Raw genomic sequence first — 22,438 nt, 5'->3', positions numbered from 1 at the left:
GTTTAATATTCCCATTTTACAAAAGCTTCCATAGCCGCATAATGCGCTAATCCCAGCTTATCATATAATTCTGCTGTTTCTCTGTTACGGTCTTCTGCACGCTGCCAGAACTCGCGACTATCTGCTCCCTGAAATACAACACCATCTTTTTGCGACTGGTGTTTAAATATTCCAAAGCGTTTTTCTATAACTTGATCTGGTCCCATAGGTACAGCCATATCGATCTCATCGATACCCCATTCTTGCCACGCTCCTCGATACAACCATAACCAGCAGTCTTTCATAAAGTCTTTGTGCTTGATTTGTTTTAAAGCTTCAAAAATGGCGTCTAAACATACCTTATGTGTACCATGTGGATCTGCTAGATCACCTGCTGCATAAATCTGATGTGGTTTTATTTCTTCGATAAGCGCTATGGTAAGATTAATATCTTCTTCACCTAAAGGATTTTTCTCTACCGCACCAGTTTCATAAAATGGCAAATCCATAAAATGAATTTGACTATCTGGTAATCCTACAAAATGGCTTGTTGCTCGTGCTTCTCCACGACGTATAATTCCTTTGATTTTACGAAGCTCAGGAATATCAACACCTCCAATTTCCTTGTTTTTTAAGAAGTCGAAACTCTTTGTATAAATCGCTTTAGCTTCATCACACGAAATATTAAATGCCTCGTTATAATCTGTGATAAATTTTGCAAAACGTATGGCTTCATCATCGGCAACGGCAATATTTCCTGAAGTCTGATAAGCCACATGAACTTCGTGTCCTTGCTCTTGTAAACGCTTAAACGTCCCTCCCATACTTATGATATCATCATCTGGATGCGGACTAAAAATAAGTACACGCTTTTTTGCAGGTAATGCACGCTCTGGCCTTTTGCTGTCATCTGCACCTGGTTTTCCTCCTGGCCAGCCAGTGATGGTATTTTGTAGCTTATTAAATATTTTAATATTGATGTCATATGCCGGACCCATCTGAGCTAACAAATCACTCATCCCGTTCTCAATGTAATCTGCATCTGTAAGCATAAGAACTGGCTTTTCTAACGTAAGTGCCAGACCCAATACTGCCTTGCTTATCAATTTATCAGTCCATTCTACTTCTTCAACGAGCCAAGGTTTATTTATACGCGTAAGATTTGAAGATGCTTCTTTATCTAAAATAAAATCTACCTGCTGATGCTCCTGTAAAAATGAGGCAGGTACTAGGTTTGTCATTCCTTCTTCTACCGCCTTTGCTACAATTGCAGATTTACTTTCACCCCAAGCTAAAAGAATAACACGCTTAGCATCCATAATTTTGCTTACTCCAAGCGTGATCGCCGTACGCGGAGTATTTTTCAACCCTTCAAATTCTTTGCTAGCCGCAATACGGGTACTGTGATCGAGTGCCACTAAGCGAGTTCGGGAATTTTGAAGTGATCCCGACTCATTAAATCCGATGTGCCCGTTTCCTCCTATTCCTAAAACTTGTAAATCTATACCTCCTACACGTTCTATCGCTGCTTCATATTCTTTACAAAAGGCAGCAATCTCATTTTTTTCAAGTGTGCCGTCTGGGATGTAAATGTTTTCTTTTAAAATATCTACGTGATCAAAAAGTTGCTCATTCATAAACCGCACATAGCTATGAATAGATGCGGCTTTCATAGGATAATATTCATCCAGATTAAAAGAGATAACATTCTTAAAGCTCAAGCCTTCTTCTTTATGTAGTCGCACTAATTCTGCGTACAAACCCTTGGGAGAAGAGCCTGTTGCTAATCCTAAAACACAAGACTTGTTTTCTTTTTGTTTGTCTTCGATTAACTTTTTAATTTCGTGAGCTACAGCTTTTGACGCATTCGCGGAATTATCAAACACGTGTGTATTTATCTTTTCAAATCGCTTTTCAAACTCAGTTGCGGTATCTATTGTACTAGTGAACATGCTCGTTAATTTTATTGTTTATGTTTTTGACCAACTTTTGATTCTGCAACCCCAGATTGCAAAAAATAGAATAATGAGATAACAGGGAATTAAAATAATATATCCAGAATTTGCGGCTTCACCTGCAACTTCAGCAGTGGTCACACCTTCCTGAATTAAGTCTTCTTTATTGGTATCTACTAATCTTCCGTAGAGTGGCGGAATTAATGCACCACCCGAAATACCCATCACTAATAAAGCAGAACCTGTTTTTGTATGCTTGCCCAGATTATCTAATGCCAGCGGCCATATTGCAGGCCATACCATTGCATTTGCAATACCCAACGCAGCTACAAATAAAACGGAAGTAAGTCCTGTAGTATTGATTATTAAAAAACTAAGAATTATACCCAGAACTGCACTTGCTATTAAGGCGTTGCGTTGTTCTATATATTTTGGTATTAAAAATATCCCCAGTCCATAAGAGCAAACCATTGCTAATAAGGTATAACTGGTAAAAAATTTAGATTGCTCTGCAGGAAAACCGAGTGCTAAACCATAAGAAATAATACTATCTCCTGCAATTACCTCAACACCTACATATACAAACAAGGCTAATACTCCAAATAACAGATGTGGATACTGCAGAACTGATTTCTTAGAAGTTGCTGCACCCGGTGTATCAGATTCATTTGCTTCTAAGTCTGGTAACGGAGCTTTACGTATAAGAAATGCAAAAATAAATAGACATAATGCCATTACCAGATATGGCCAGACTACACTGTCTGCCATTTGATCTAATAAAAGCGATTTTTCAGTGGCTTCTACAGATTTTATCTTCTCCTGAGTAGCCTCAATACCCGAAAGCAATAAAGCTCCAAAAATTAAAGAACCTAATGCTCCAGCGACTTTATTAGAAATTCCCATAATTGCGATACGCTTAGCCGCACTTTTTATGGGACCTAGAATGGTAATGTATGGGTTTACGGCGGTCTGAAGCAAAGTCATACCGGCACCCTGAATAAAAATTCCTATAAGAAAATAAGAATAGGTTCTTGCCTCGGCAGCAGGAATAAAAACAAGTGCTCCTAACCCCATTATAAATAAGCCCAAAGACATTCCTTTACAATAGCCTATCTTCTTTAAAATTGCAGAAGCTGGCAAAGCCATAACTACAAACGAGATATAAGATGCAGAAGCTACCAGGTAAGATTGCTGATCTGTAAGTTCATTTATAGCTTTCATAAAGGGGATTAGGGCTCCGTTAATCCAAGTTACAAATCCTAGGATAAAGAACATCCCTGCAATGATAGCAATCGAAACTTTTTTTGATTCCTGAGGTGCTGCTGTATGTTTAGCTGTATTTGCCATTTATAGATTGCTGTTTACTTGTGCAACTAATTCGCTTTCATAAAAAGCGATCGTTTCGATTAAGCCTTCTTCAATAGTATATTTTGGTGTAAACCCTTCATTCTGAAACTTTTTAGGATTTGCCTGAGAATGTTTTATATCTCCTGCTCTAGTATCTAAAAACTTGATTTCAGATTTTGAATTAGTAAGTTTTATGATAAATTCTGCTAACTCAAGAACAGATGTACTATTTCCTAAAGCTACGTTGTACACTCCTTTCCCAGTTTGTGATGCCAGAAGGTTTGCTGCTACAACATCTTTAACATAAATAAAATCTCTGGTTTGCTCTCCGTCACCGTAGATTACTAAAGGTTTATTCTGTAAAGCATTTAATATAAAAATGGGCACAACAGCTGCATAAGCAGACTTTGGATTTTGTCGTGGACCAAATACATTAAAATATCGCAATGAGGTTGTAGGCACGTTAAATTGATTGCGGTACATATCAAGATAATACTCGCCATCCAGTTTTGTTATGGAATAGGGCGTCATAGGTTCAGGAGTCATCGTCTCCACTTTGGGTGAAACCGGATTATCCCCATAATTTGCTGCAGAAGATGATAAAACAACTTTACAATCTCCTGTATTCTTTGCTGCTTCCAGAACATTAATAGTTCCTTGCGCATTAATTGAATTGCATTCTCCTATTTTCTCGATAGATTCTGGTACACTTACTAAAGCTGCAAGGTGAAATATTGCTGAAGCACCTTTTACATAGTTGTTCACAGCTTGCTCATCCCGAATATCTACTTGCTCAAATTGAAGGTTAAAGGGAGCTACATTCTTTTTAAAACCGGTACGCAAATTATCTAATACGACAACTTCGTTTCCGTCATTGACCAATTTTTCAGCAATATGACTGCCTATAAAACCGGCTCCTCCAGTGATTACATATTTTTTCATATCTGTTTTTCCTTATGGATAGATTTACTCAGTTTTATAATTTCTTCATATTGTGCCTCAAAACTTGATATCAATTTGAATTGATTTTTTGCTCTATCTAGATTGTGCATATCATAAGCTGTTTTATAATACACATCACCAGCCAGATAATCTGTTAAGAAACGTAGTCCCATTATGAAGATTATTGTTTTTGCTCCTAATGGCAAATACGCGATTTCTATATCTGAAAGCGAATCATGAAGCTCTTCTAAAAATCCTTTTAGATAGGCTTCATAGTAAGCCACATTAAAGTTTACCAGATTCAAATCTTTTTGATCTTCTTCGGCTGTATTACAGATCGTACGTATGGCATCACCAAAGTCATTATGCACAATGCCCGGCATCACCGTATCTGTATCTATTACGCAGAGTCCGGAATTATCTGTATTAAATAAAGCGTTTGAAATTTTTGTGTCGTTGTGGGTGACACGTGTGGGTATATCCCCATTGTCTTTCAATTGCTGCAAGAGCACCATTTCGTTCTGAAGCTCTTGTACTCGTTCAATTAGCGATTTTGCTTCAGCTAAACGCGCATCTGATGCTTTTTCTTTAGCATCTCTAAATTGTTGCAGTCGCTTCGGAACATCGTGAAATCCCGGGATGATTTCAACCAACTGTTGTGCGTCAAAATCACTGGTGTCATTAATGAATTTCCCAAAGAGTTTTCCTCCCTCATACGCAATTTCTTTATGCGTAACCGTATCATAACTTTGACTATCTGCTATGTAATAGGTAAGGTTCCAGAAATTCCCCTGCGCATCCAAGTGATAATAGTTACCCGCTAAAGTAGGCACAAAAGTAAGTACTGCTCTGCGCAACTCTTGTTCTGTTAAATGCGGAACTTTTGACGCTAAGTGCTTGCTGATTTTCACTTTATTAGAAACTAACTCAGGTACATTTTTAAATACATCACTATTTATACGTTGCAAAACAAAATCTGTTTGCTCTTCAGTTTGTATAAAATAGGTATCGTTAATATGTCCGCTTGAAAATTCGGAAATACCAACTAGTGAACTATTGTGCAAGAAAGCGTTGAAAACCTCAGTTATAATTTGGTTGTTATCTACTCCCATAAGTTCACAGGATATATATTATTATCCTTTAATTTTTTAATTTCTGCCTGTGCGATTGCCTTATCCTCTTTGTAGGTAACACCAAACCACTTTTCTGGAGTACTTAAGACTTCGACCTGTACTTGATCTGCACGAAGCATTTCATTTACTACTGATGGAATAAAAAATTCGGCTTTACTATTTCCCTTACTCTTTTCTAAAAACTCGTTAAATAACTCCCAGCCAAATTCAAAACATTTAGGTGTAAATCCCCAAAAATTCATTGACACAAAGGTATCGGGATCCATTGGTTCTAGCACTCCATCTTCGGCTTCTACCAGGATTTTATCTCCTTGCTTTTCTATATGTGTCCGTTCGGTAACATCTTCTAAGTTTCCCTCTTTTGAAACCGTACACACCCCTCTAGACACATAACCGTGATCTGACACGGTATTTTTCAGTTTAAAAGCCACCATATTAAAATGGTAAGAATCACAATCTGTAGCAATAAGCGCATTTGCCATTGTGATAAATGATTGTCTCCCATAAAAATCATCTGCATTAATAATTGCAAAGTTTTCTTTTACCACGTCTTTAGTAAGTAATAAGGCGTGACCCGTTCCCCAGGGTTTTGTGCGTTTGTCATCTATATACGCTTCAGGAACGCGATCTAACTCTTGAAAAACATAATCTACAGATGCTTTACCTTTAAGTTTAGGTTCAAATACTTCTTTAAACTCTTCTAACAAATTCTCTCTTATGATAAATACAATCTTTTTAAAACCTGCCTGAAGCGCATCATAAATTGAAAAATCTATAATAGTATCTCCTTGAGGTGAAAAAGTGTCCAGCTGCTTTAAGCCGCCGTATCGACTACCTATTCCAGCTGCAAGAATTACGAGTGTTGGCCCTTTGGTATTTTGATTTTCTAATGACATAAAGGTTATTTTCAATAATTAGATGGTTAGTTAATAAATTGTCAAATCTCTAAAAAGAGCACTTTATTAACCGAATAAAATTTCAAATAGATTTAATAATTTAAATACCTAATTTTCAGTATTTTATAAAATTATAATATTGCTCTCACACAATTTTAATCTTTAAATCTGGTACAATTTATCTAAAAATAATGTTATAAAAAAGCATTTTCAATAAAAATGTGCTCGAACACACATAAATTATGTTATCGAGCACATAATGAATATTTAATTCTATCAGATTCTTATATTTGTACTAATGAAAGAAAATTACACCATTAAAGATATTGCTGAAATGGCAGGAGTATCTAAAGGCACTGTAGACCGTGTAATTCATAAGCGAGGAAAGGTTTCTCCTGCAGCATTAGAACAGGTTAATAAGGTACTTGACAAAATTGAGTATAAGCCTAATCCTATTGCTAAAAGTCTTAAGAATAATAAAAACTACAATATCTCTATTCTACTCCCCGATGCTGAGGCAGATCCGTATTGGGAACCGTGCTATGAAGCTATAAGTCAAGTAGAGAATGAGTTTAGCCATTTTGGGATTAAAATACATAAGAGCTTATTTAAACCCAGCTCCACTAAATCATTTAAAAAAGCTGCAGATGCCTTAATTGATTCTAAACCAGATGCTATTTTAATGGTTCCTTTGTTTTACATAGAAGCAGAGAATGTTGCTAAACGCTGTGTAGAAGCAGATATTAAAATTGCCACGTTCAACAATTATATTAAAGATCACAAGATTAATTTTGAAATAGGTCAGGATTTGTTTCAGAGTGGTCGTGTTGCAGCAAAGTTATTCAATATGCTGCTTGGTAAATCTGGTTCTATAGCTATTTTACACATTGATGAAGCCTTCCAAAATGCATCACATATGCAGGAAAAAGAACGTGGTTTTAAAGATTTTTTTAATCTGAATAAAAAGCTTGATTTTAAAATAGATGTTCATAATTTAAAGAAAGAATCAAAAATCACCTTTGATCAAACCATAGAAAACTTTTTAAAATCTATTGATCCTATTGACGGTATTTTTGTAACCACATCAAAAGCATATTTAATCGCAAATCATATCGCAACTTATACACCAGACAGTGTTATCATAGGGTATGATCTTGTTTCTGAAAATATAAAGTATCTCGAAGAAAACAAAATTGCATTTTTAATTCATCAAGATCCTAAGAAACAGGTATATCTGAGTTTAACAAATCTTATTGAATTTTTTCTTTTTGATAAGCCATTGCAGGAATCAGTTTTACTTCCTATTGATATTATAAATACCGAAAACTTTCCGCAATATTTAAACTAAGGTTCTAAACGGAATACTCCGAACGAATCTTTGATATGAAACTCCGGATGTTCGGTTTGTGGATCTACCCAAGTAATCCAAGTTGCCTTGTTTTGTCCGGTAGTTTCTCTGGTATATTTTGCCCGATAAACCCCTACTTCGAGGTAATACCCCAATTTGTCTTGCTTAAGCAAATTGAGTGTTTTTAAAGAAGCTAAACTCAGTTTGCCTTCTACTGAAAATTTTTGTTCATCTATAGCAGATTTTACTTCTATGCCAGCTGCAGGCCAACTCCAGCCGAGATCAAAATCCCGATTAGGTCGAGCTAAAAAATCCATTACTCGGGGTTGCGTATCTATTTCTAAACAGTAATACGGATCTAATAAATAATCTGATCTTAAGAATAACTCCACCCGATCTGACTGTGCAATACTTTCTTTACTATCATCTTTTAAATCTGTATAAACCTCATTATCGGCTACTATAAAGCTGAAATAAAGATATTCTTCATCATATAACGCTCTAAATGAGATAGGATCTACCGGTTTATTATCCCAAGGAGATTTAAAGTCTGTAAGATTATTAGCTACATTCCATTGTGGATCATCTACGTTACCGCTGAGTGTTACTTCTGTTGCTTTTTTTACATTATATAGTGGCGTATTCATCTTTGTAATTATTGCTTTTTTTTTGAATAACAGTTTTTCAGACCCAAAAGCGCTTCTATATAATAATAATCGGCGTAGTTAAGCGGAACATCAATTTCATTATCGTGAGGGATACTACCAACGCTGTGTTTTAATAAAAAATTCTTGTTAGCTCCCAGCTCTGCTTTATATGCTGGTGTTGCTAGTGTTTTTACAATTTCTAATGCTTCCTCCTCATATTTTCCGGAGGTAAACTCATTTAGTTTTATTAGTGCTGAAGCGGTTACAGCCGCCGCAGATACATCTCTTGGCGTTATTGTTTTATCTGGTGTATGATAATCCCAATACGGTATTTTATCATCTGGCAATTCTTTTGAATTTAAAATATAAGCTGCAATATTCTCTGCCATATCAAGATACTTCTTGTCATTTGTATATTTATAACAAAGCGTAAAACCGTATAAGCCCCAAGCTTGACCACGTGCCCATGAACTAGAATCTGCAAATCCCTGGGCGGTTTCTTTTTTGCGTACTTCACCAGAAATAGAATCATAATCTACAACGTGATACGAACTGTAATCTGACCGGTAATGATTTGCCATTGTTTTATCTGCATGGGCATTTGCAATCTGCGCAAAAGTTGAATCTGAAGTCAAGATTGACGCTTCATAAAGCAACTCCAAATTCATCATATTATCTATAATCACAGGATATTCCCAGTTTCTATCTGCCTGCCATCCCTTGTCTGCATCCCAGCTCTTTATACTTCCCACCCGAGCATCATATCTATTTGCAAGCGTATTTGCTGCATCGATCAAAATTGTTTTATAATCATCATTAGGCGCAATACGGTTTCCATTTCCATACGAGCAATTAAAGACAAATCCTAGATCATGAAAAGCAGGTAAATCTTTGTGATCTTTATATAAGCTCTGAAAATGAATTGCTGCTTCTTTCCATTTTGTATCCTGAGTCGCTTCATATAAATACCAGCAGGTCCCTGGGAAAAAACCTTCGGTCCAATCAAATGAAGTGCTATCAATAAAATAGATGGAAGAATCTTTTTCTACCGTACGGGGATTTTTATTTGCAGCCTTTGCCTTTGTCAGGAGTCCGCTTAATTGCTTATCAGCAAACTGAAGTTCTTCCTCAATAAACGCCAAGTTATCTATAGGTTCTTCCGGCTTTTCAGTAGTTGATTGTTTGCACGAATTTAAAAGGATGCCTAACAAGCATAGCCAAAGCACAAATATATTTCTCATCTAAAAAATTAAAAAAGTTAATGTAGGAACAGGAACATTCTAAGTGCCTTAAAACCTCCTACTGAAAGATTTATTTTTAGATAAAGATGAAAAGTGTGTGAGAGTAATAATTCGATTTATGAACTATTGAATTTCAAATGTAGAAAAAAATTTTTTAGAAAATACCTAAAAAATTAAGAACTAAAAAGATTTGTAGCTGTAACCTATGTTTTAGAAAATATAATTTTCTCGAGTCCTATTCTACTTTCGTCAACCGCTTTATAAAAAGTCTCACTGTTTTTAAAGCTGCGTTGTTTTAGTTTATGATATTCATAATGTATAGTAAGTTCTGTACCCACAAATGGCCAGGGATCAATAATAAGTCTTCCGTTTTTGTCTTTGAGCTGGTGTATTTTATTATCAAGTGCATTATTAATGTCGAAAGACCTTTGCGCATCTGGAAACTCATTTTGACAAATCATTAATGACAACCTATCACAAAATCGAACAATCCCATATAAGTAGTCGTAATCAGCTTTCTTGATTTTATACAAACGCATTGCTTTGCGATCAAGATTAGAATTTGATTTATATACTAAACCGGAGGTAAATACTTGCGGACTTAAGAACTGTAAATGAGATGAAACTAAAGCTGCAACTAATAAGGAACGCGTTTTTAACTTATCTAAGATTTTATTTGTTTTCTCAGCCAGTTCTTCGAGTGTAATATCGGGTTTATCAAAAGAAATCGGTTGTCCCAAATCGTTAAGTTGGCGGGTGTAATTAAAGTCGGTTTCCTGAGTTTCGTGATAGAATATAGCTGCAATAACTTCAGAAAAAAATAGAGATCTATACTCACTTTTTAAATGATTACAAATAAAACCAGCAATATGTGCATGGTGTGTTTGCGTGATTATGCGAGTTTCATTTATATCGTAAGCAACTATCATACTTACAAATTTAACCGGACTTTCTTAAGTGCAATATTGTTTAATAAAACTTTAGATAATTTATAACTTGAGGAAATATGTAGCAAAATCAGAAACTGATAATACATATAAAAAACTAGTGATTAAGAATTTTCAAAAATGGTATGAAGATCGAGCACTTTAAAAGCCTTGAATATTCTATTATTATTTACACGTCTCAAAAGTATTATCTTCTCTTGTTCTCTCTGAATAGTTTGTAAATCTTCAAGAAAATAAATACACTCCACATCTATCCTATTTAAAAAGGATAGGTCCACAATTATTCTGGAGTTACTCTTTAAAAAAGCGGTAATAAGATCTTCGACTAATTTAATTGATTCTTCGGTAAATCTTCCGTTTAGTTTTAAAACATCTGAGTCTAATTCAAATTTCAGTGTCATAGGTATATGTTTTGATTTGGAGTATACTACTTAAGGTTCTGCTCAGGGTATTTTTAAGTACCTATCCTAAAATTAACTATTGTACTAAGTGAAACTGGATTTTTTAGTTAGAAGTGCCTCTTCTGCGCTTTGAAAAGCTATTAAGTATAGATGAGCCGAAATTTGAATTACATTATTTTAACTCCTCCACTTGTAAATAACTGTAATTGCCTTCAGGAAATCTTCATAATCGGCTATAAAACAACTGTTAATCGACTCAAATACAGTCAACTTCCATTTATCTACAGTAAAAGGTTAGTGATCGAATATTCCCACTCACAGCTGAATAAATACAAATATTTGACAAACCAAATCAACTAGAAACTATGGTAACCTTAACTAAAAGAAAATATGTCTTGAAGATAAATGGGAAGTTAACCAGTAAAAACGTCTCAGAAACCCAAAAGAAAATTGAGTACGCACTTACACGCTATAACAATATATCCATAAATATTTCAGGAATTGAAAAAATGGATATATCTGGTGTTTTTATGCTCTATCTCATTAAGAAAACTGCGGTCGAGAAGCAAAAAAGAGTAAGCCTTACCGGCTTAAATAATAAAGCTTTTAAGAATGCTTTAAAGACTACTGGAGTAAGCAATTTATTTATTACAAGATTCTGTACAAAATATACTTCGATAGAAAAGTAATAAGATAAAGGGTTACTAATAACTAATTACATATAAGAATCATAACAAATTTCAATTTAAAATTTAATCTTAAATCTCGTACACATGAAAAATTTAAAAAATTATTTAGTAGTAGCAGTAGCAATCAGCGGCTTTCAATTAGCCAATGCCCAAGACAATAGTGATACCAATATTGCATCACATATTCTTAATGTAGATGTTCCTGAAGTTGCTCTTCTAGACATCTTTGACGCAAATACAAATACAGAAGCCGCAGCAATCTTATTTGATATGTCTGAAGCTACAGTGACCGGTATAAATTCTGAAGCAGGACTTTATGCTTTTCAAGCTTTGAGCTACACAGACCTTTACCTAAACTACACCAGCGTGGTTGCAAGTGCTGCAAATACTGATGGATATGACCTATCCAGAAAAATCAATGTGCAATTTGAAACCGGCAGTACATTTCCAGGTAATTTAGACTTGAGAATTACTCCGGAAGCACCATTATTAATTACAGACGGTGGTACAGTCGATTCTGGAGGAACAGTAGTATCTGGCGGAGTAGCTCTAGGAAAAACAGTCCCTGTAGGAACCGATGCATTACTTGTAGATAGTATTGAAAGTGTGTACACCGGAGATGAAAATCAAGGGGTAAAACTTACCTATACCCTAGAGCAAAATGGAAACTTCGCAGCATATAACGCAGGTAGCTATCAATCAACACTTATTTATACATTAACAGACCTATAATGCTTTTCAACCCTTTCATTAAAAGCTCCTTACACAGTATGGAGCTTTTTTTATGCTTAATCCTTTTAACGTGTAAAAGTCTGGTTAAAGAGTAAATCTTACCACTCGTCTAAATGAAAACGGCAACCACCGAAAATAATCTTAATCGCCTCTATTTCAGGCTAACTTTAATCTAAATCAAAGAGATATTATGAGAAATTTAGCCTTAAAAACTGTACTCGTTTTCTTACTCAGCTTCACCACACAAGCGGGTGTTGTTGTTCTTAATGGTCTTACTCATACATCCTCTGGAAATTCTGGAGATATCATTGAAGGAGAGATTGTATTATTAAACACAACCGATCAAGAACAGCGCTTAATCTTCAAATTAAGTGATGCATTATACTCCTGCGGATCTACACGTATTTTTAGCGACTCGCTTACCCATACGCAATCTTCAAAATCCTGGTTTTTAGGAAGCTTAATGGACAAGGTTTTAATTCCTAAAGAAAAGTATGTGTACAAATACGCACTTAAAATTCCAAAGGATTATACAGTATCAGGAACTTTCTGGTCTGTACTTATGATAGAAGTTCAAAAGCCTATAAAAAAAGAGCGATTGACGCAACAAATAGATTTAGATACTAAAGTGAGATACGCAATAGGGCTAATTACCCATGTAAATCAAAAATCTGAAGTAAACCTTGATTTTAAAAATGTACTACTACAGGAAGATGAAGACCATAAAAATTCTTTGCAAGTAAATCTATTTAACAGCTCTGACTACGTAGAAGGTGTGCGACTCAATCTGGAAGTGTATAACGAAAACGGCGATCAGATTTTAAAAACTAAAACCAAGAGGCTAATGGTTTTTCCGAATATGTGTATTGATTACAATTTGGATATTTCTCATCTCAAAACTGGTTCTTACCAATGCCTACTTACGGCAGATGCACGCAAAGAATACGTGGGCACAAACATAAGTCTGAGTATAAAATAAGAGCGTAAGCTACTTCCTCAAATCCTGATTTATATCTTATGAAAAACTTCGTATTAAAATTAATTTATGCGCTTCCTGTTTGTCTTTTAGGACATACAGGTATTGCGAACTATGATTTTGATACAACTATGTCAAATCATAATAATATAACACGTCACACTAAATTAGAGAACCCATATGATACAAAATCTGATAGTTTAAAAGACAAGAGAAAAACAACTGACAAGGCTATAGCTCTAAACATCAAAATTAAAAATAGTAAAAAAAATTACCTGCCGGGTCAAAAACATACTTTGGCTTTAGAGCTTGAACTAGAAGGTGAAAACGCAATGATCTTTAATATAGAGCCTAAATTACCTAAAGACTGGAAACTCATTTCGTCTGATAAGATTTCTGAGCTCTCTCCCGGTAAATCAAAAATTGTATTACTAAGTTTTTTTATACCGGCTAATACATCTCCAGGCACAGAAATAATCACATTAAAGCTTACCGATAAATCAGGTAAACATCTGCGGAGTGAAGACTTTAAAATTGTTGTAGCTGAAAACTACAAATTAGAAGTTTTTCTTATTTCAAATCCTGAAAGTGTAAAGGCTGGAGAAGAAATTATAACAATATTTGGTATTCGCAATACAGGAAATGTGCTTCAAGAGATACAAATTTCTTCGAATGGTTTATTGAGCGAAATAGATATGCCTTTAGTAAAACCAGATAGTTTAATAACTATAACATCATCCAGACCTACAAATGCAAAGCATTATTATCTAATAACATTGAGCACATATTTAGAGGTAACAGGAACGAATATAAATGAATCTCTAAAGAGCTATGCAAACACGACTGTGTTCCCAAGTAAAATTAAGCAGCGGGAGGCATTTTTTAGATTTCCTATAAGAGCCAGTTTCAATTATAATAGCTACACGGCAAAAGATATTCTTTTTTCGACTATTTCTGCAGAATTAGCTGGAGATGGTTATTTAGATGAGAAGAAACAACATCATTTAAATTTTCTGCTACGTGCACCGCAACAACAAACTTTAAAACGCTTTGGGGTTACAGATCAGTACAGCTTGATCTATGATTATAAAAATCAAACAACAATCTATCTAGGAGATCATGCCTACTTCATTAATAGATTGGGTTTTGATAACCGCTATGGAATGGGTTTTAGAATAGATCAACGTGTAAAGCGATGGATTTTCACTGCATTTTATTCTAATCCACGGCTTTTTAGTTATAATGACACTCCCCTATATGGTGTGCAGGCAAAGTATGCAGTAACTAAAAAATTACAATTAGGAATATCTCTTTCTGAATCAAAAGGTACGATAAGAGGTGTTAGTAACAAAATTGATGCTAATCCAGATGAGCAGGGTCAAATTGCAACGGTATCACTCGATTATAAAAGTAAGAATACACATCTTGAGACAGAGCTTTCGGGTAGTTTCACTAATTTATATACAGACTATGCAGGATTTATCAATTATTCTCAATCCTATAAAAAATTCACATACAGCGGTAATCTTACACTTACAGGTGAGAACTACTTTGGTTCTATTAGAAATAGTTTGCAGTACGCAAACAATCTGTTTTACAAGAATAAAAAATGGAATGCATCTATCGGTCATATCGTTTCTAGAGTAAACCAGAGACTCAATCCATTATTCTATGCTGCTGAGCCCTACTATGAAAATAGCTATGCTTTATTGGGCTACCGTTTTAACCAAAAGCATTTTGTAACTATTCGGGTAGATCAGAGAAAGCGTGAAGATCAATTAGAACCTAAATCCTATTTCTATAAAGAGAAGGGAATTACCTACAGATACCTATTTTCAGGAGAGCGTTTTAATTTTAGTTTCAATGGGAGGTTAGCTAAAACACGTAACTTATTAAGTGCAACAAGTAATTACAGAGATTCCTACGCACATAGTTTTAACGCATCTTATTTAATCGACTCTGGATTGTCGATTAGAGTAGGACTAAATCATAACTATAATAATAGATATGGATTATCAAATCTTAGTACCAGTTATACGCGATACAGTTTAGGAATCAACTATAGTATGAGTAAAGCCATACGTATAAATGCTTCTTATAATAGTGGATTTAGTCCAGAAGACACGTATTTGAGAAGGGATTTTTTAAATGCAAATATTTCATATAAACCTTCAAAAAACCATCTTTTTGAGATTAGAGCTAATTATTATGAAAATGCGGGATCTGTAAATCGACGAGAATTATTAGCCTTCGGAAAATATACGTACAGCTTTGGAGCTCCTATCAAACGAATTTTAGAGCAAGGTGGGATCGATGGAAAATTATACTCTATCCACTCAGATTTTGAGAGTGAGAATATTAAAATTATTGCTGCAGGACAACGTATCACTTCTAAAAAAAACGGCTCTTTTAGATTAAATAATTTACCATTAGGAACAAACTATATTTTTTTAGATCACGCAACACTTCCTGAAGGTTTTGTCGAAGCAAAAAAAGCGCCTTATGAAGTAGTTGTTACGCAAAACAAAATTGCAGATTTAAATATAGAATTAGTTAAAGCAGCCACAGTAAGAGGCAAAATTATGAAGATTATTTCTCGTGATACTTTGGGGTATAAAGGTTACATAAAACTAAATAATGAAGATTTTGAATACGCAGTAGAATCTGATGTTGCAGGTAACTTTATATTTAAAAATATCGTTCCCGGAAATTATAAAATAGCATTATCTAATACCTCTATAGAAAGTGAGTATCAAATTCCAACAACACTTAATGTTCAAGTTGCTCCTGGCGAAGAAGAAAATGTAGATATCAGATTAAAAACTAAGGATCGAAAAATTAAGTTTAAAACAACAAACTTCAACCTAAGTAATTAATTATGGGAACTTCAAAACATATTATTTTAATTGTTGTGCTAATGTTCTTTCAAGGATTTACGGCTCAGGAACGTATTAACGCAACGCTCAGCTCAATAATTTTAGGAGGCGGCCAGCAAAGTGTTACTGTAACCTTAGATCTTCAACCTATAGCAATCGTTGATCTTGAACCAGAAAATACAAACTCTGGTGAAACTTTTATTGTTGAAGAAGCAGGTAATCCTTTTCCAACCGGTGGATCTGCAAACCCGGGTGAATTTTGGTTAAACTATACTTATAGAGGATCTAATTTAGAAACAGCTTCCTTATATACCCGTATAAATCAACCTTTACCGGATGGTATGGTAATTACATTACAAGTTATTAATAGCGCATCTATTAATGGAAATTTTATTCCAAATCCTATTTCGACTCCGCTAACCCTATCTACTACTCCCCAACTCATTGCATCTGACTTTAGTAGTGGTTATACGGGTGATGGAGAAAATACGGGTTATTTAATTCAGTATAAAATAAGCAACCCAAATGCCATCTCATTGCCCGCAGGCTTTGAAATTGTTTTTGAAATTAAATAACATTTAAATGAGAACTCTTTTATTATATATCGTACTTAGTGCACCATTTTTTTCTACTGAAGCTCAAATTCTTGATGGTACGCTTGATGTCACAGGTCTTCCTAATTTCATGCAGTCGTTTGAGGATGTGATTAAAGAAGCAGGTCTTGATGATTCAACATTAGGATTTGAAAGTGAGGCAGATGCAAACTTAATAAGTTTTATCCTTAATCCCGTTCTTATAGTTCCTTCCTCTACCGTTTGCACCGGAAATATCTTTAGATATAGTTTATATATACACACGGAAAATAGTCCTGAAAATGTAAAAATCAGTGCGAGAACGACCAGTAATAGCGGTATTAGATTTCCGGCTTCTATACCATATGATCTACTAATCATAAAACCACTTGGTCCACGGGATTTACAACCCACAAATGGCGGGAATTATATCGAGATTCCTAATGATGGTACTCAAGCCATTAAAATTTTAGAGTTTGTTGGCTGCCGCACAGATATCCCAATTCAGTTTAGAATTGAGGCAAGTGCTCTTGCTCCGGCAGGAGTTTCCAACTTTAATATTTCATATACGATTGTGGGTAGTGTGCTTTAAAACTGCTTGTATTATTAGCATATTATCAAACGAACCTTGTAAATCTTCTTAATCTTTCAAATTTTGAGAGTCGCTTTATTAGAATCAGCTGCAACTAAAAAAAGTATTATAACTTCGTTTTTCATTGATTTTGAAAATTTAAAATAGTTAAATGCAGTATTCTAACCTAGGGATTATAACCACTGCCCTACTCATCTTATCAAGTTGTGGTGTTAAAAATGATTCGCTTCAGATAAGCGTTGAAAATAAACTTGATGTAAAAAGATCTTTTGAAACTATAGCTATCCCACTAAATCAAATTCCGTATAACGTGAATGATTCTACTAAAACAGTGGCTGTGGTAAATACGGCCACAAACGACACTTTGGTAAGTCAATTGGTAGATGAAGATGGTGATTCTAATTTAGATATGTTATTATTTCAACCTGAAATAGCTGCCAAAAGTACAAATACATATACATTAACCCCTGTGGCTAAAAAAACAGTTACAGATTCTGTTGATCCATTGGCGTATTCCAGATTCGTCCCAGAACGTACCGATGATTATGCCTGGGAAAATGATAAAGTAGCATTTAGAACCTATGGTCCTGTCGCTCAGCAAATGGTTGAAGATAGTGTTCCCGGCGGCACGTTAACCAGTGGCATTGATGCTTGGTTAAAGCGAGTTGACTACCCTATTATTAATAAATGGTATAAAAAAACACTATCTGGGGCCGGCACCTATCATGAAGATACAGGAGAAGGTTTAGATAATTTTCACGTGGGCGCTAGCCGTGGAATTGGAGGAATTGCAGTTAAAAAGGATACTATTTTTTATTATTCAAAGAACTTTACAAACTGGAAGACACTTTCTAATGGACCAATACGTACCAGTTTTATTTTAGAATATGCAGATTGGGATGCTGGTGGAACCACAATAACAGAACATAAAAAAATAACTCTCGATCGCGGAAGCTATTTTTCTAAATTCGAAATTAATCTTACAGGTGCAGACAGTATTTCGGCAGGACTTACACTTCATAAAAACACCGGAAACACGATAATAAATGAAGATCTGGGTTATATAAGTTATTGGGAAACATTAGATGATTCTGAAATAGGATCTGCAATTCTTGTACCTAATAATTTACTGAGCACCCAGAAATATATCTCCACAAAAACCGATGAGAGCAATCTCTATGCAACGATAAAACCGGAAGACAATACGGTGACTTATTATGCAGGTTTTGGCTGGAAAAAAAGAGGCGAATTTACTACTGAAGAAGAATGGAAAGCTTTTTTAGAGCGTACTGCTAAAAAACTCAAATCGCCCTTAAAGGTCAACTACCTCAATTAAGACAAACAAAAAACCCTTATGCTCACACATAAGGGTTTTGTTTTTCACAGCAGTTATGTACTAGATAACTCCTAATTCTTTTCCTACTTTAGTAAAAGCCGCAACCGCTTTAGTAATATGCTCATCTTCATGAGCTGCAGAAAGCTGAACGCGAATTCGTGCTTTTTCTTGAGGCACAACCGGATAGAAGAAAGCAATTACATAAATTCCTTCATCCAGTAATTTAGCTGCAAATTCCTGAGCCACCTTAGCATCATAAAGCATTATAGGTACAATAGGATGTTCCCCTTTTATAATATCAAAACCTGCCTCTGTCATTTCTTTTCTGAAACGTTTTGCATTATTTTGAACTTTAGCAATAAGATCTGCAGAATTACTAAGCATATCTATTGCTTTTATAGAAGCGCCCGCAATAGCTGGTGCTAGTGTATTAGAAAATAGATAAGGTCTTGATTTTTGACGTAGCATATCTACGATTTCTTTTCGCGCAGCAGTAAAGCCACCTGAAGCACCACCCAAAGCTTTTCCGTAGGTTCCTGTAATAATATCTACACGTCCCATGACGTCATTGTATTCGTGACTTCCTTTACCGTTTTTGCCTATGAAGCCTGTAGCATGACAATCATCTACCATAACCATTGCATCATATTTATCGGCAAGATCACATATCTTATCGAGTTGGGCGATAGTACCATCCATAGAAAAAACCCCGTCTGTAACTATAAGTTTTCTACGGGCACCAGAAGCTTTTTTCAATTCTTCTTCGAGCGCCTCCATATTGTTATGGCTATATCTATGGCGGGCAGCTTTACATAAGCGTATCCCATCTATAATACTCGCGTGGTTAAGTTCGTCAGAAATGATAGCATCTTCTTTGCCTAAAATAGGTTCAAAAATTCCTCCATTTGCATCAAAAGCGGCTGCATAAAGAATACAATCTTCAGTACCTAAAAACTCTGCCGTCTTACGTTCTAGTTCTTTATGAATATCCTGAGTACCGCAAATAAATCGTACAGAAGACAAACCAAACCCATGACTCTTTATAGCCGAAATACCAGCCTCGATAATCTCGGGATGAGCAGATAGTCCTAAATAGTTATTTGCACAAAAGTTTAAAACCTCAGAGCCGTTTTTTGTATTGATTTTTGCACGTTGAGGTGTAGTGATAATTCGTTCTTCTTTATAAAGACCTGCTTCACGTATCTCTTGTAATTCTTCTTGTATATTTTCTCTTACTGATGTAAACATAGCTTTCTATTTATGCGTGTAATTTCTGACTATTATTTTTTTTTAACTCTAATTGCTTAAGCATTTCCTGAGTCATTTTATCCAAATCAAATTTTGGTTTCCATCCCCACTCTTCTCGAGCCGGTTTATCATCTAAGGAAATTGGCCAACTCTCTGCTATTGCTTGCCTGTGATCTGGCTTATAAGTTGCAGTAAAATCAGGAATATATTTTTGAATTGCCGTTAAAAGTTCTACCGGTGAGAAGCTTAATCCCTGTATGTTATATCCTACTGTCTTAATTGCTTCCTTTGGCGCTTCCATAAGTTGAAGAGTCGCTTCAATTGCATCGTCCATATAAAGCATAGGCAATTGCGTATCCTCTTTTAAATAACTTTCAAAATCCTGACCATTAATCGCTTTGTGAAATATATCCACGGCATAGTCTGTTGTTCCACCACCGGGTAAAGATTGATAGCTAATAAGACCAGGATAACGTAAACAACGTACATCCAGGTTATACTTTAAGTTGTAGTATCGTGCCCAGTGCTCACCTGCAACTTTACTTATCCCGTAAACCGTTGTAGGGTGCAAAGCAAAATCTGTAGCCACTTTCTCGCTACGAGCATCTGGACCAAAAACTGCTATCGAACTCGGGAAAAACACTTTCTTTATATCGTTTAGACGAGCAACTTCCAGCACATTAAAAAATGTAGAATTATTTAAATCCCATGTTTGCAAGGGTAACTCTTCACCTTTGGCAGATAAAATTGCGGCTAGATGATAAATTTGAGTGATTTTTTGTTGTCTTACAATCTCATCCAGAGCTTCAATATTAGTAGCATCCAGTTTTATTGTAGCACACGTAAATTCATCACGTATATTTAAGTCTGTTGCTACAATCGCATCAGAGCCGTACTTTGTAATTAGAGCTTGGGTGAGAGCAGTTCCTAACTGTCCGAAAGCTCCTGTGATTAATATTTTTTGCTGTTTCATAACGTCGATATTTCAGTATAAAATTACCAAAAAGACTATTCACACCATATAATAAGCTGCAGTTCCCTTAAATTTAAGTAAATTAGTCTTTATATTAAATATTTTACCAGTATTTAATCTTAAAGCGCTACTTCGTAACTCGTTTAACAGGAAAATATTCTTCTATGGAACTACTTGATGAAACAGATTTGAAAATTCTAAGAATTTTACAAAATGACGCAAAAAAAACAACTAAAGATATAGCGAAGCAACTGCACCTTACAGCATCTCCCGTCTATGAACGCATACGTAGGCTCGAAAAAAAAGGGTACATAAAACATTATGTGGCCATACTTGACAAGAAAATGCTAAATCGCCCGGTTACAGCGATTTGCATGGTTTCTTTACGCTACCATAATGAAGGGTTTATCGACACTTTTGAACAGCAAATTAAAGAACTTGTTGAAGTTCAAGAGTGTTATCATATGGCTGGAAAAGTAGATTTCTTTCTAAAAATTCATCTTGAAGGGCTTGAAGAATATCACGAATTTGTAAGAAGCAAACTCTCAAAAATTCACAATATCGGTGTATTAGAAAGCTATTTTGTTTTAAAAGAGGTTCACAATACTACCGCTATTGATTTTTAAACACGTTGGTTTATATCATAATCGTGTGATCTGAAGCTCGTTTATACCCTTCAATTTTGATATGAGTAGAGGTAATCTCTACAATACTAAAAGCATTATTTTCGACACCTTCATAATCTACCATTCCCAATTGCGTGATGTATTGAATACCGTTAAATTCTTGATAATCTTCGGTATGTACATGTCCGTGGAAACAAGCAACAACCTGACCGTGAGATTCTAGTAATTTCTGGACTTCCGCATAATTGGTTACATGAAATTTGGCCTCTTCTTTGTAAAATTCGTACAACGGATGATGGCAAAATACAACAGTTGGAATTGGCCAACTTTCCAATTGATCTTCCAACCAATTCAGTTCTTTCTCTGGAATATTAGCATTTTCCCAGTCTGAGCCGTTCGCGAAAAAATGAGAGGTTCCATCTGCATCATAATTTGCATCTAAAACAATAAATCGCATTCCGTTTGCTGTAAATGCATAGTAACTTTCTGCCTTTTCCTGCCCATTATTAGCGATATGATTTAGAAATTGTTGCTTTGTAATACTATCTACATCGTGGTTTCCAAGAGCGTGGTATTTAGGGCCCTTAAATTTTTGAAACACAGCTTCTACTTTGTCAAGATAAGCCAGTGTATCTCCTGGCTGAGCACCGGTATCCTCATCTTTGAAATCTCCCAGATGAATAATAAAATCTAAATTTTGTGTGTTAAGGCTATCAATAGCCTCTTGCATTTTAGGTATTGAATCTCTATAAAATCGGCTTCCTGCAGGTTCACGATCTGCATAATGCGAATCTGTGATAATGCCAAAACGAAGTATAGAATTTTGTTTTTTAGAACTAAATATATATCCCGGCATTGTCAAAAGTGTAGTGCCTGTGAGTGCAAAGAGTTTTAACGAATTACGCCTGCTTATTGTTGATTTATCCATTTCAGTATTACTTAGAAGTACTATATATAAATTCTACGATTCAGCATTCAGCTG

General features: G+C 35.1%; 21 protein-coding genes. 9 read left to right on the top strand and 12 right to left on the bottom strand.

The window, feature by feature from the left end:
* Positions 1 to 2: 2 nt before the first annotated feature.
* The 5 genes from nagB to DSM00_RS13345 are packed head-to-tail and all read right to left on the bottom strand — an operon-like array spanning position 3 to position 6,252.
* Entirely contained in the window at positions 3 to 1,931 is a 1,929-nt protein-coding gene (gene nagB / locus DSM00_RS13365) for a glucosamine-6-phosphate deaminase (protein WP_128758472.1), read from the bottom strand.
* A gap of 18 nt (positions 1,932 to 1,949) precedes the next feature.
* A complete protein-coding gene (locus DSM00_RS13360) occupies positions 1,950 to 3,281 on the bottom strand; it encodes a sugar MFS transporter (RefSeq protein ID WP_128758471.1) in 1,332 nt (443 codons plus the stop codon).
* Positions 3,282 to 4,223: an NAD-dependent epimerase/dehydratase family protein gene (locus tag DSM00_RS13355; RefSeq protein ID WP_128758470.1), complete on the bottom strand. Its 942-nt coding sequence runs from the start codon at positions 4,221 to 4,223 to the stop codon at positions 3,282 to 3,284.
* Positions 4,220 to 5,335 (bottom strand): phosphotransferase enzyme family protein, encoded by a 1,116-nt coding sequence (locus DSM00_RS13350; protein WP_128758469.1) that lies wholly within the window; start codon positions 5,333 to 5,335, stop codon positions 4,220 to 4,222. Before DSM00_RS13350 ends, DSM00_RS13355 begins: the two co-directional genes overlap by 4 nt.
* Entirely contained in the window at positions 5,326 to 6,252 is a 927-nt protein-coding gene (locus DSM00_RS13345) for a nucleotidyltransferase family protein (RefSeq protein ID WP_128758468.1), read from the bottom strand. The genes DSM00_RS13350 and DSM00_RS13345 overlap by 10 nt, the downstream gene beginning before the upstream one ends.
* Positions 6,253 to 6,550: 298 nt before the next feature.
* Here DSM00_RS13345 and DSM00_RS13340 point away from each other — a divergent pair, with 298 nt between their 5' ends.
* The gene (locus tag DSM00_RS13340; RefSeq protein ID WP_128758467.1) at positions 6,551 to 7,600 is read left to right on the top strand and encodes a substrate-binding domain-containing protein; all 1,050 of its coding nucleotides are present in this window, start codon (positions 6,551 to 6,553) and stop codon (positions 7,598 to 7,600) included.
* Here DSM00_RS13340 and DSM00_RS13335 read toward each other — a convergent pair.
* The 4 genes from DSM00_RS13335 to DSM00_RS13320 form a co-directional block, all read right to left on the bottom strand.
* Positions 7,597 to 8,247 carry a sugar-binding protein gene (locus DSM00_RS13335; RefSeq protein WP_128758466.1) on the bottom strand — a complete coding sequence of 217 codons (651 nt, stop codon included), beginning with the start codon at positions 8,245 to 8,247 and terminating at the stop codon, positions 7,597 to 7,599. The two genes, DSM00_RS13340 and DSM00_RS13335, sit on opposite strands and share 4 nt — an antisense overlap.
* Positions 8,248 to 8,255: 8 nt before the next feature.
* Positions 8,256 to 9,488: a glycoside hydrolase family 88 protein gene (locus DSM00_RS13330; protein ID WP_128758465.1), complete on the bottom strand. Its 1,233-nt coding sequence runs from the start codon at positions 9,486 to 9,488 to the stop codon at positions 8,256 to 8,258.
* 203 nt (positions 9,489 to 9,691) lie between these two features.
* Positions 9,692 to 10,417, bottom strand: a complete 726-nt coding sequence (locus tag DSM00_RS13325; RefSeq protein ID WP_128758464.1) for a DUF3891 family protein — start codon at positions 10,415 to 10,417, stop codon at positions 9,692 to 9,694.
* 122 nt (positions 10,418 to 10,539) lie between these two features.
* Positions 10,540 to 10,836, bottom strand: coding sequence for an STAS domain-containing protein (locus DSM00_RS13320; RefSeq protein WP_128758463.1), 297 nt, complete (start codon positions 10,834 to 10,836; stop codon positions 10,540 to 10,542).
* Positions 10,837 to 11,201: 365 nt separating this feature from the next.
* On the opposite strand from DSM00_RS13320, the gene DSM00_RS13315 reads away from it, so the two are divergent.
* From DSM00_RS13315 to DSM00_RS13285, 7 genes are all read left to right on the top strand, one after another.
* A complete protein-coding gene (locus DSM00_RS13315) occupies positions 11,202 to 11,525 on the top strand; it encodes an STAS domain-containing protein (RefSeq protein ID WP_128758462.1) in 324 nt (107 codons plus the stop codon).
* Positions 11,526 to 11,609: 84 nt separating this feature from the next.
* On the top strand, positions 11,610 to 12,257 hold the full coding sequence (locus DSM00_RS13310) for a hypothetical protein (RefSeq protein WP_128758461.1): 648 nt from the start codon (positions 11,610 to 11,612) through the stop codon (positions 12,255 to 12,257).
* A 190-nt stretch (positions 12,258 to 12,447) separates the two neighbouring features.
* Positions 12,448 to 13,236 (top strand): WxL protein host-binding domain-containing protein, encoded by a 789-nt coding sequence (locus DSM00_RS13305; RefSeq protein ID WP_128758460.1) that lies wholly within the window; start codon positions 12,448 to 12,450, stop codon positions 13,234 to 13,236.
* 38 nt (positions 13,237 to 13,274) lie between these two features.
* A complete protein-coding gene (locus tag DSM00_RS13300; protein WP_128758459.1) occupies positions 13,275 to 16,109 on the top strand; it encodes a hypothetical protein in 2,835 nt (944 codons plus the stop codon).
* A gap of 2 nt (positions 16,110 to 16,111) precedes the next feature.
* The gene (locus DSM00_RS13295) at positions 16,112 to 16,684 is read left to right on the top strand and encodes a hypothetical protein (protein ID WP_128758458.1); all 573 of its coding nucleotides are present in this window, start codon (positions 16,112 to 16,114) and stop codon (positions 16,682 to 16,684) included.
* 7 nt (positions 16,685 to 16,691) lie between these two features.
* The gene (locus tag DSM00_RS13290; protein WP_128758457.1) at positions 16,692 to 17,273 is read left to right on the top strand and encodes a hypothetical protein; all 582 of its coding nucleotides are present in this window, start codon (positions 16,692 to 16,694) and stop codon (positions 17,271 to 17,273) included.
* Between the two features lie 151 nt (positions 17,274 to 17,424).
* A complete protein-coding gene (locus tag DSM00_RS13285; protein WP_128758456.1) occupies positions 17,425 to 18,609 on the top strand; it encodes a DUF4861 domain-containing protein in 1,185 nt (394 codons plus the stop codon).
* 60 nt (positions 18,610 to 18,669) lie between these two features.
* Here the strand turns inward: DSM00_RS13285 and kbl are convergent, their stop codons facing one another.
* Both kbl and DSM00_RS13275 read right to left on the bottom strand, forming a co-directional pair.
* The gene (gene kbl, locus DSM00_RS13280) at positions 18,670 to 19,857 is read right to left on the bottom strand and encodes a glycine C-acetyltransferase (RefSeq protein ID WP_128758455.1); all 1,188 of its coding nucleotides are present in this window, start codon (positions 19,855 to 19,857) and stop codon (positions 18,670 to 18,672) included.
* Between the two features lie 10 nt (positions 19,858 to 19,867).
* On the bottom strand, positions 19,868 to 20,830 hold the full coding sequence (locus DSM00_RS13275) for an NAD-dependent epimerase/dehydratase family protein (RefSeq protein WP_128758454.1): 963 nt from the start codon (positions 20,828 to 20,830) through the stop codon (positions 19,868 to 19,870).
* A 164-nt stretch (positions 20,831 to 20,994) separates the two neighbouring features.
* Here DSM00_RS13275 and DSM00_RS13270 point away from each other — a divergent pair, with 164 nt between their 5' ends.
* Positions 20,995 to 21,456, top strand: coding sequence for an Lrp/AsnC family transcriptional regulator (locus DSM00_RS13270; RefSeq protein WP_128758453.1), 462 nt, complete (start codon positions 20,995 to 20,997; stop codon positions 21,454 to 21,456).
* 10 nt (positions 21,457 to 21,466) lie between these two features.
* Here DSM00_RS13270 and DSM00_RS13265 read toward each other — a convergent pair whose 3' ends face one another.
* On the bottom strand, positions 21,467 to 22,384 hold the full coding sequence (locus tag DSM00_RS13265; RefSeq protein ID WP_128758452.1) for a metallophosphoesterase family protein: 918 nt from the start codon (positions 22,382 to 22,384) through the stop codon (positions 21,467 to 21,469).
* Positions 22,385 to 22,438: the final 54 nt, after the last annotated feature.

Source organism: Leeuwenhoekiella aequorea, from assembly GCF_004104375.1.
Classification (GTDB): domain Bacteria; phylum Bacteroidota; class Bacteroidia; order Flavobacteriales; family Flavobacteriaceae; genus Leeuwenhoekiella; species Leeuwenhoekiella aequorea.
The sequence above is the reverse complement of the archived record's forward strand: the minus strand, read 5'-3'. Positions and strand labels throughout refer to the sequence as shown.

Excerpts from the sequence above, each read along its gene's own strand:
- nagB (WP_128758472.1), bottom strand. The coding sequence starts at position 1,931 with ATGTTCACTAGTACAATAGATACCGCAACTGAGTTTGAAAAGCGATTT.
- DSM00_RS13360 (WP_128758471.1), bottom strand. The coding sequence starts at position 3,281 with ATGGCAAATACAGCTAAACATACAGCAGCACCTCAGGAATCAAAAAAA.
- DSM00_RS13355 (WP_128758470.1), bottom strand. The coding sequence starts at position 4,223 with ATGAAAAAATATGTAATCACTGGAGGAGCCGGTTTTATAGGCAGTCAT.
- DSM00_RS13350 (WP_128758469.1), bottom strand. The coding sequence starts at position 5,335 with ATGGGAGTAGATAACAACCAAATTATAACTGAGGTTTTCAACGCTTTC.
- DSM00_RS13345 (WP_128758468.1), bottom strand. The coding sequence starts at position 6,252 with ATGTCATTAGAAAATCAAAATACCAAAGGGCCAACACTCGTAATTCTT.
- DSM00_RS13340 (WP_128758467.1), top strand. The coding sequence starts at position 6,551 with ATGAAAGAAAATTACACCATTAAAGATATTGCTGAAATGGCAGGAGTA.
- DSM00_RS13335 (WP_128758466.1), bottom strand. The coding sequence starts at position 8,247 with ATGAATACGCCACTATATAATGTAAAAAAAGCAACAGAAGTAACACTC.
- DSM00_RS13330 (WP_128758465.1), bottom strand. The coding sequence starts at position 9,488 with ATGAGAAATATATTTGTGCTTTGGCTATGCTTGTTAGGCATCCTTTTA.
- DSM00_RS13325 (WP_128758464.1), bottom strand. The coding sequence starts at position 10,417 with ATGATAGTTGCTTACGATATAAATGAAACTCGCATAATCACGCAAACA.
- DSM00_RS13320 (WP_128758463.1), bottom strand. The coding sequence starts at position 10,836 with ATGACACTGAAATTTGAATTAGACTCAGATGTTTTAAAACTAAACGGA.
- DSM00_RS13315 (WP_128758462.1), top strand. The coding sequence starts at position 11,202 with ATGGTAACCTTAACTAAAAGAAAATATGTCTTGAAGATAAATGGGAAG.
- DSM00_RS13310 (WP_128758461.1), top strand. The coding sequence starts at position 11,610 with ATGAAAAATTTAAAAAATTATTTAGTAGTAGCAGTAGCAATCAGCGGC.
- DSM00_RS13305 (WP_128758460.1), top strand. The coding sequence starts at position 12,448 with ATGAGAAATTTAGCCTTAAAAACTGTACTCGTTTTCTTACTCAGCTTC.
- DSM00_RS13300 (WP_128758459.1), top strand. The coding sequence starts at position 13,275 with ATGAAAAACTTCGTATTAAAATTAATTTATGCGCTTCCTGTTTGTCTT.
- DSM00_RS13295 (WP_128758458.1), top strand. The coding sequence starts at position 16,112 with ATGGGAACTTCAAAACATATTATTTTAATTGTTGTGCTAATGTTCTTT.
- DSM00_RS13290 (WP_128758457.1), top strand. The coding sequence starts at position 16,692 with ATGAGAACTCTTTTATTATATATCGTACTTAGTGCACCATTTTTTTCT.
- DSM00_RS13285 (WP_128758456.1), top strand. The coding sequence starts at position 17,425 with ATGCAGTATTCTAACCTAGGGATTATAACCACTGCCCTACTCATCTTA.
- kbl (WP_128758455.1), bottom strand. The coding sequence starts at position 19,857 with ATGTTTACATCAGTAAGAGAAAATATACAAGAAGAATTACAAGAGATA.
- DSM00_RS13275 (WP_128758454.1), bottom strand. The coding sequence starts at position 20,830 with ATGAAACAGCAAAAAATATTAATCACAGGAGCTTTCGGACAGTTAGGA.
- DSM00_RS13270 (WP_128758453.1), top strand. The coding sequence starts at position 20,995 with ATGGAACTACTTGATGAAACAGATTTGAAAATTCTAAGAATTTTACAA.
- DSM00_RS13265 (WP_128758452.1), bottom strand. The coding sequence starts at position 22,384 with ATGGATAAATCAACAATAAGCAGGCGTAATTCGTTAAAACTCTTTGCA.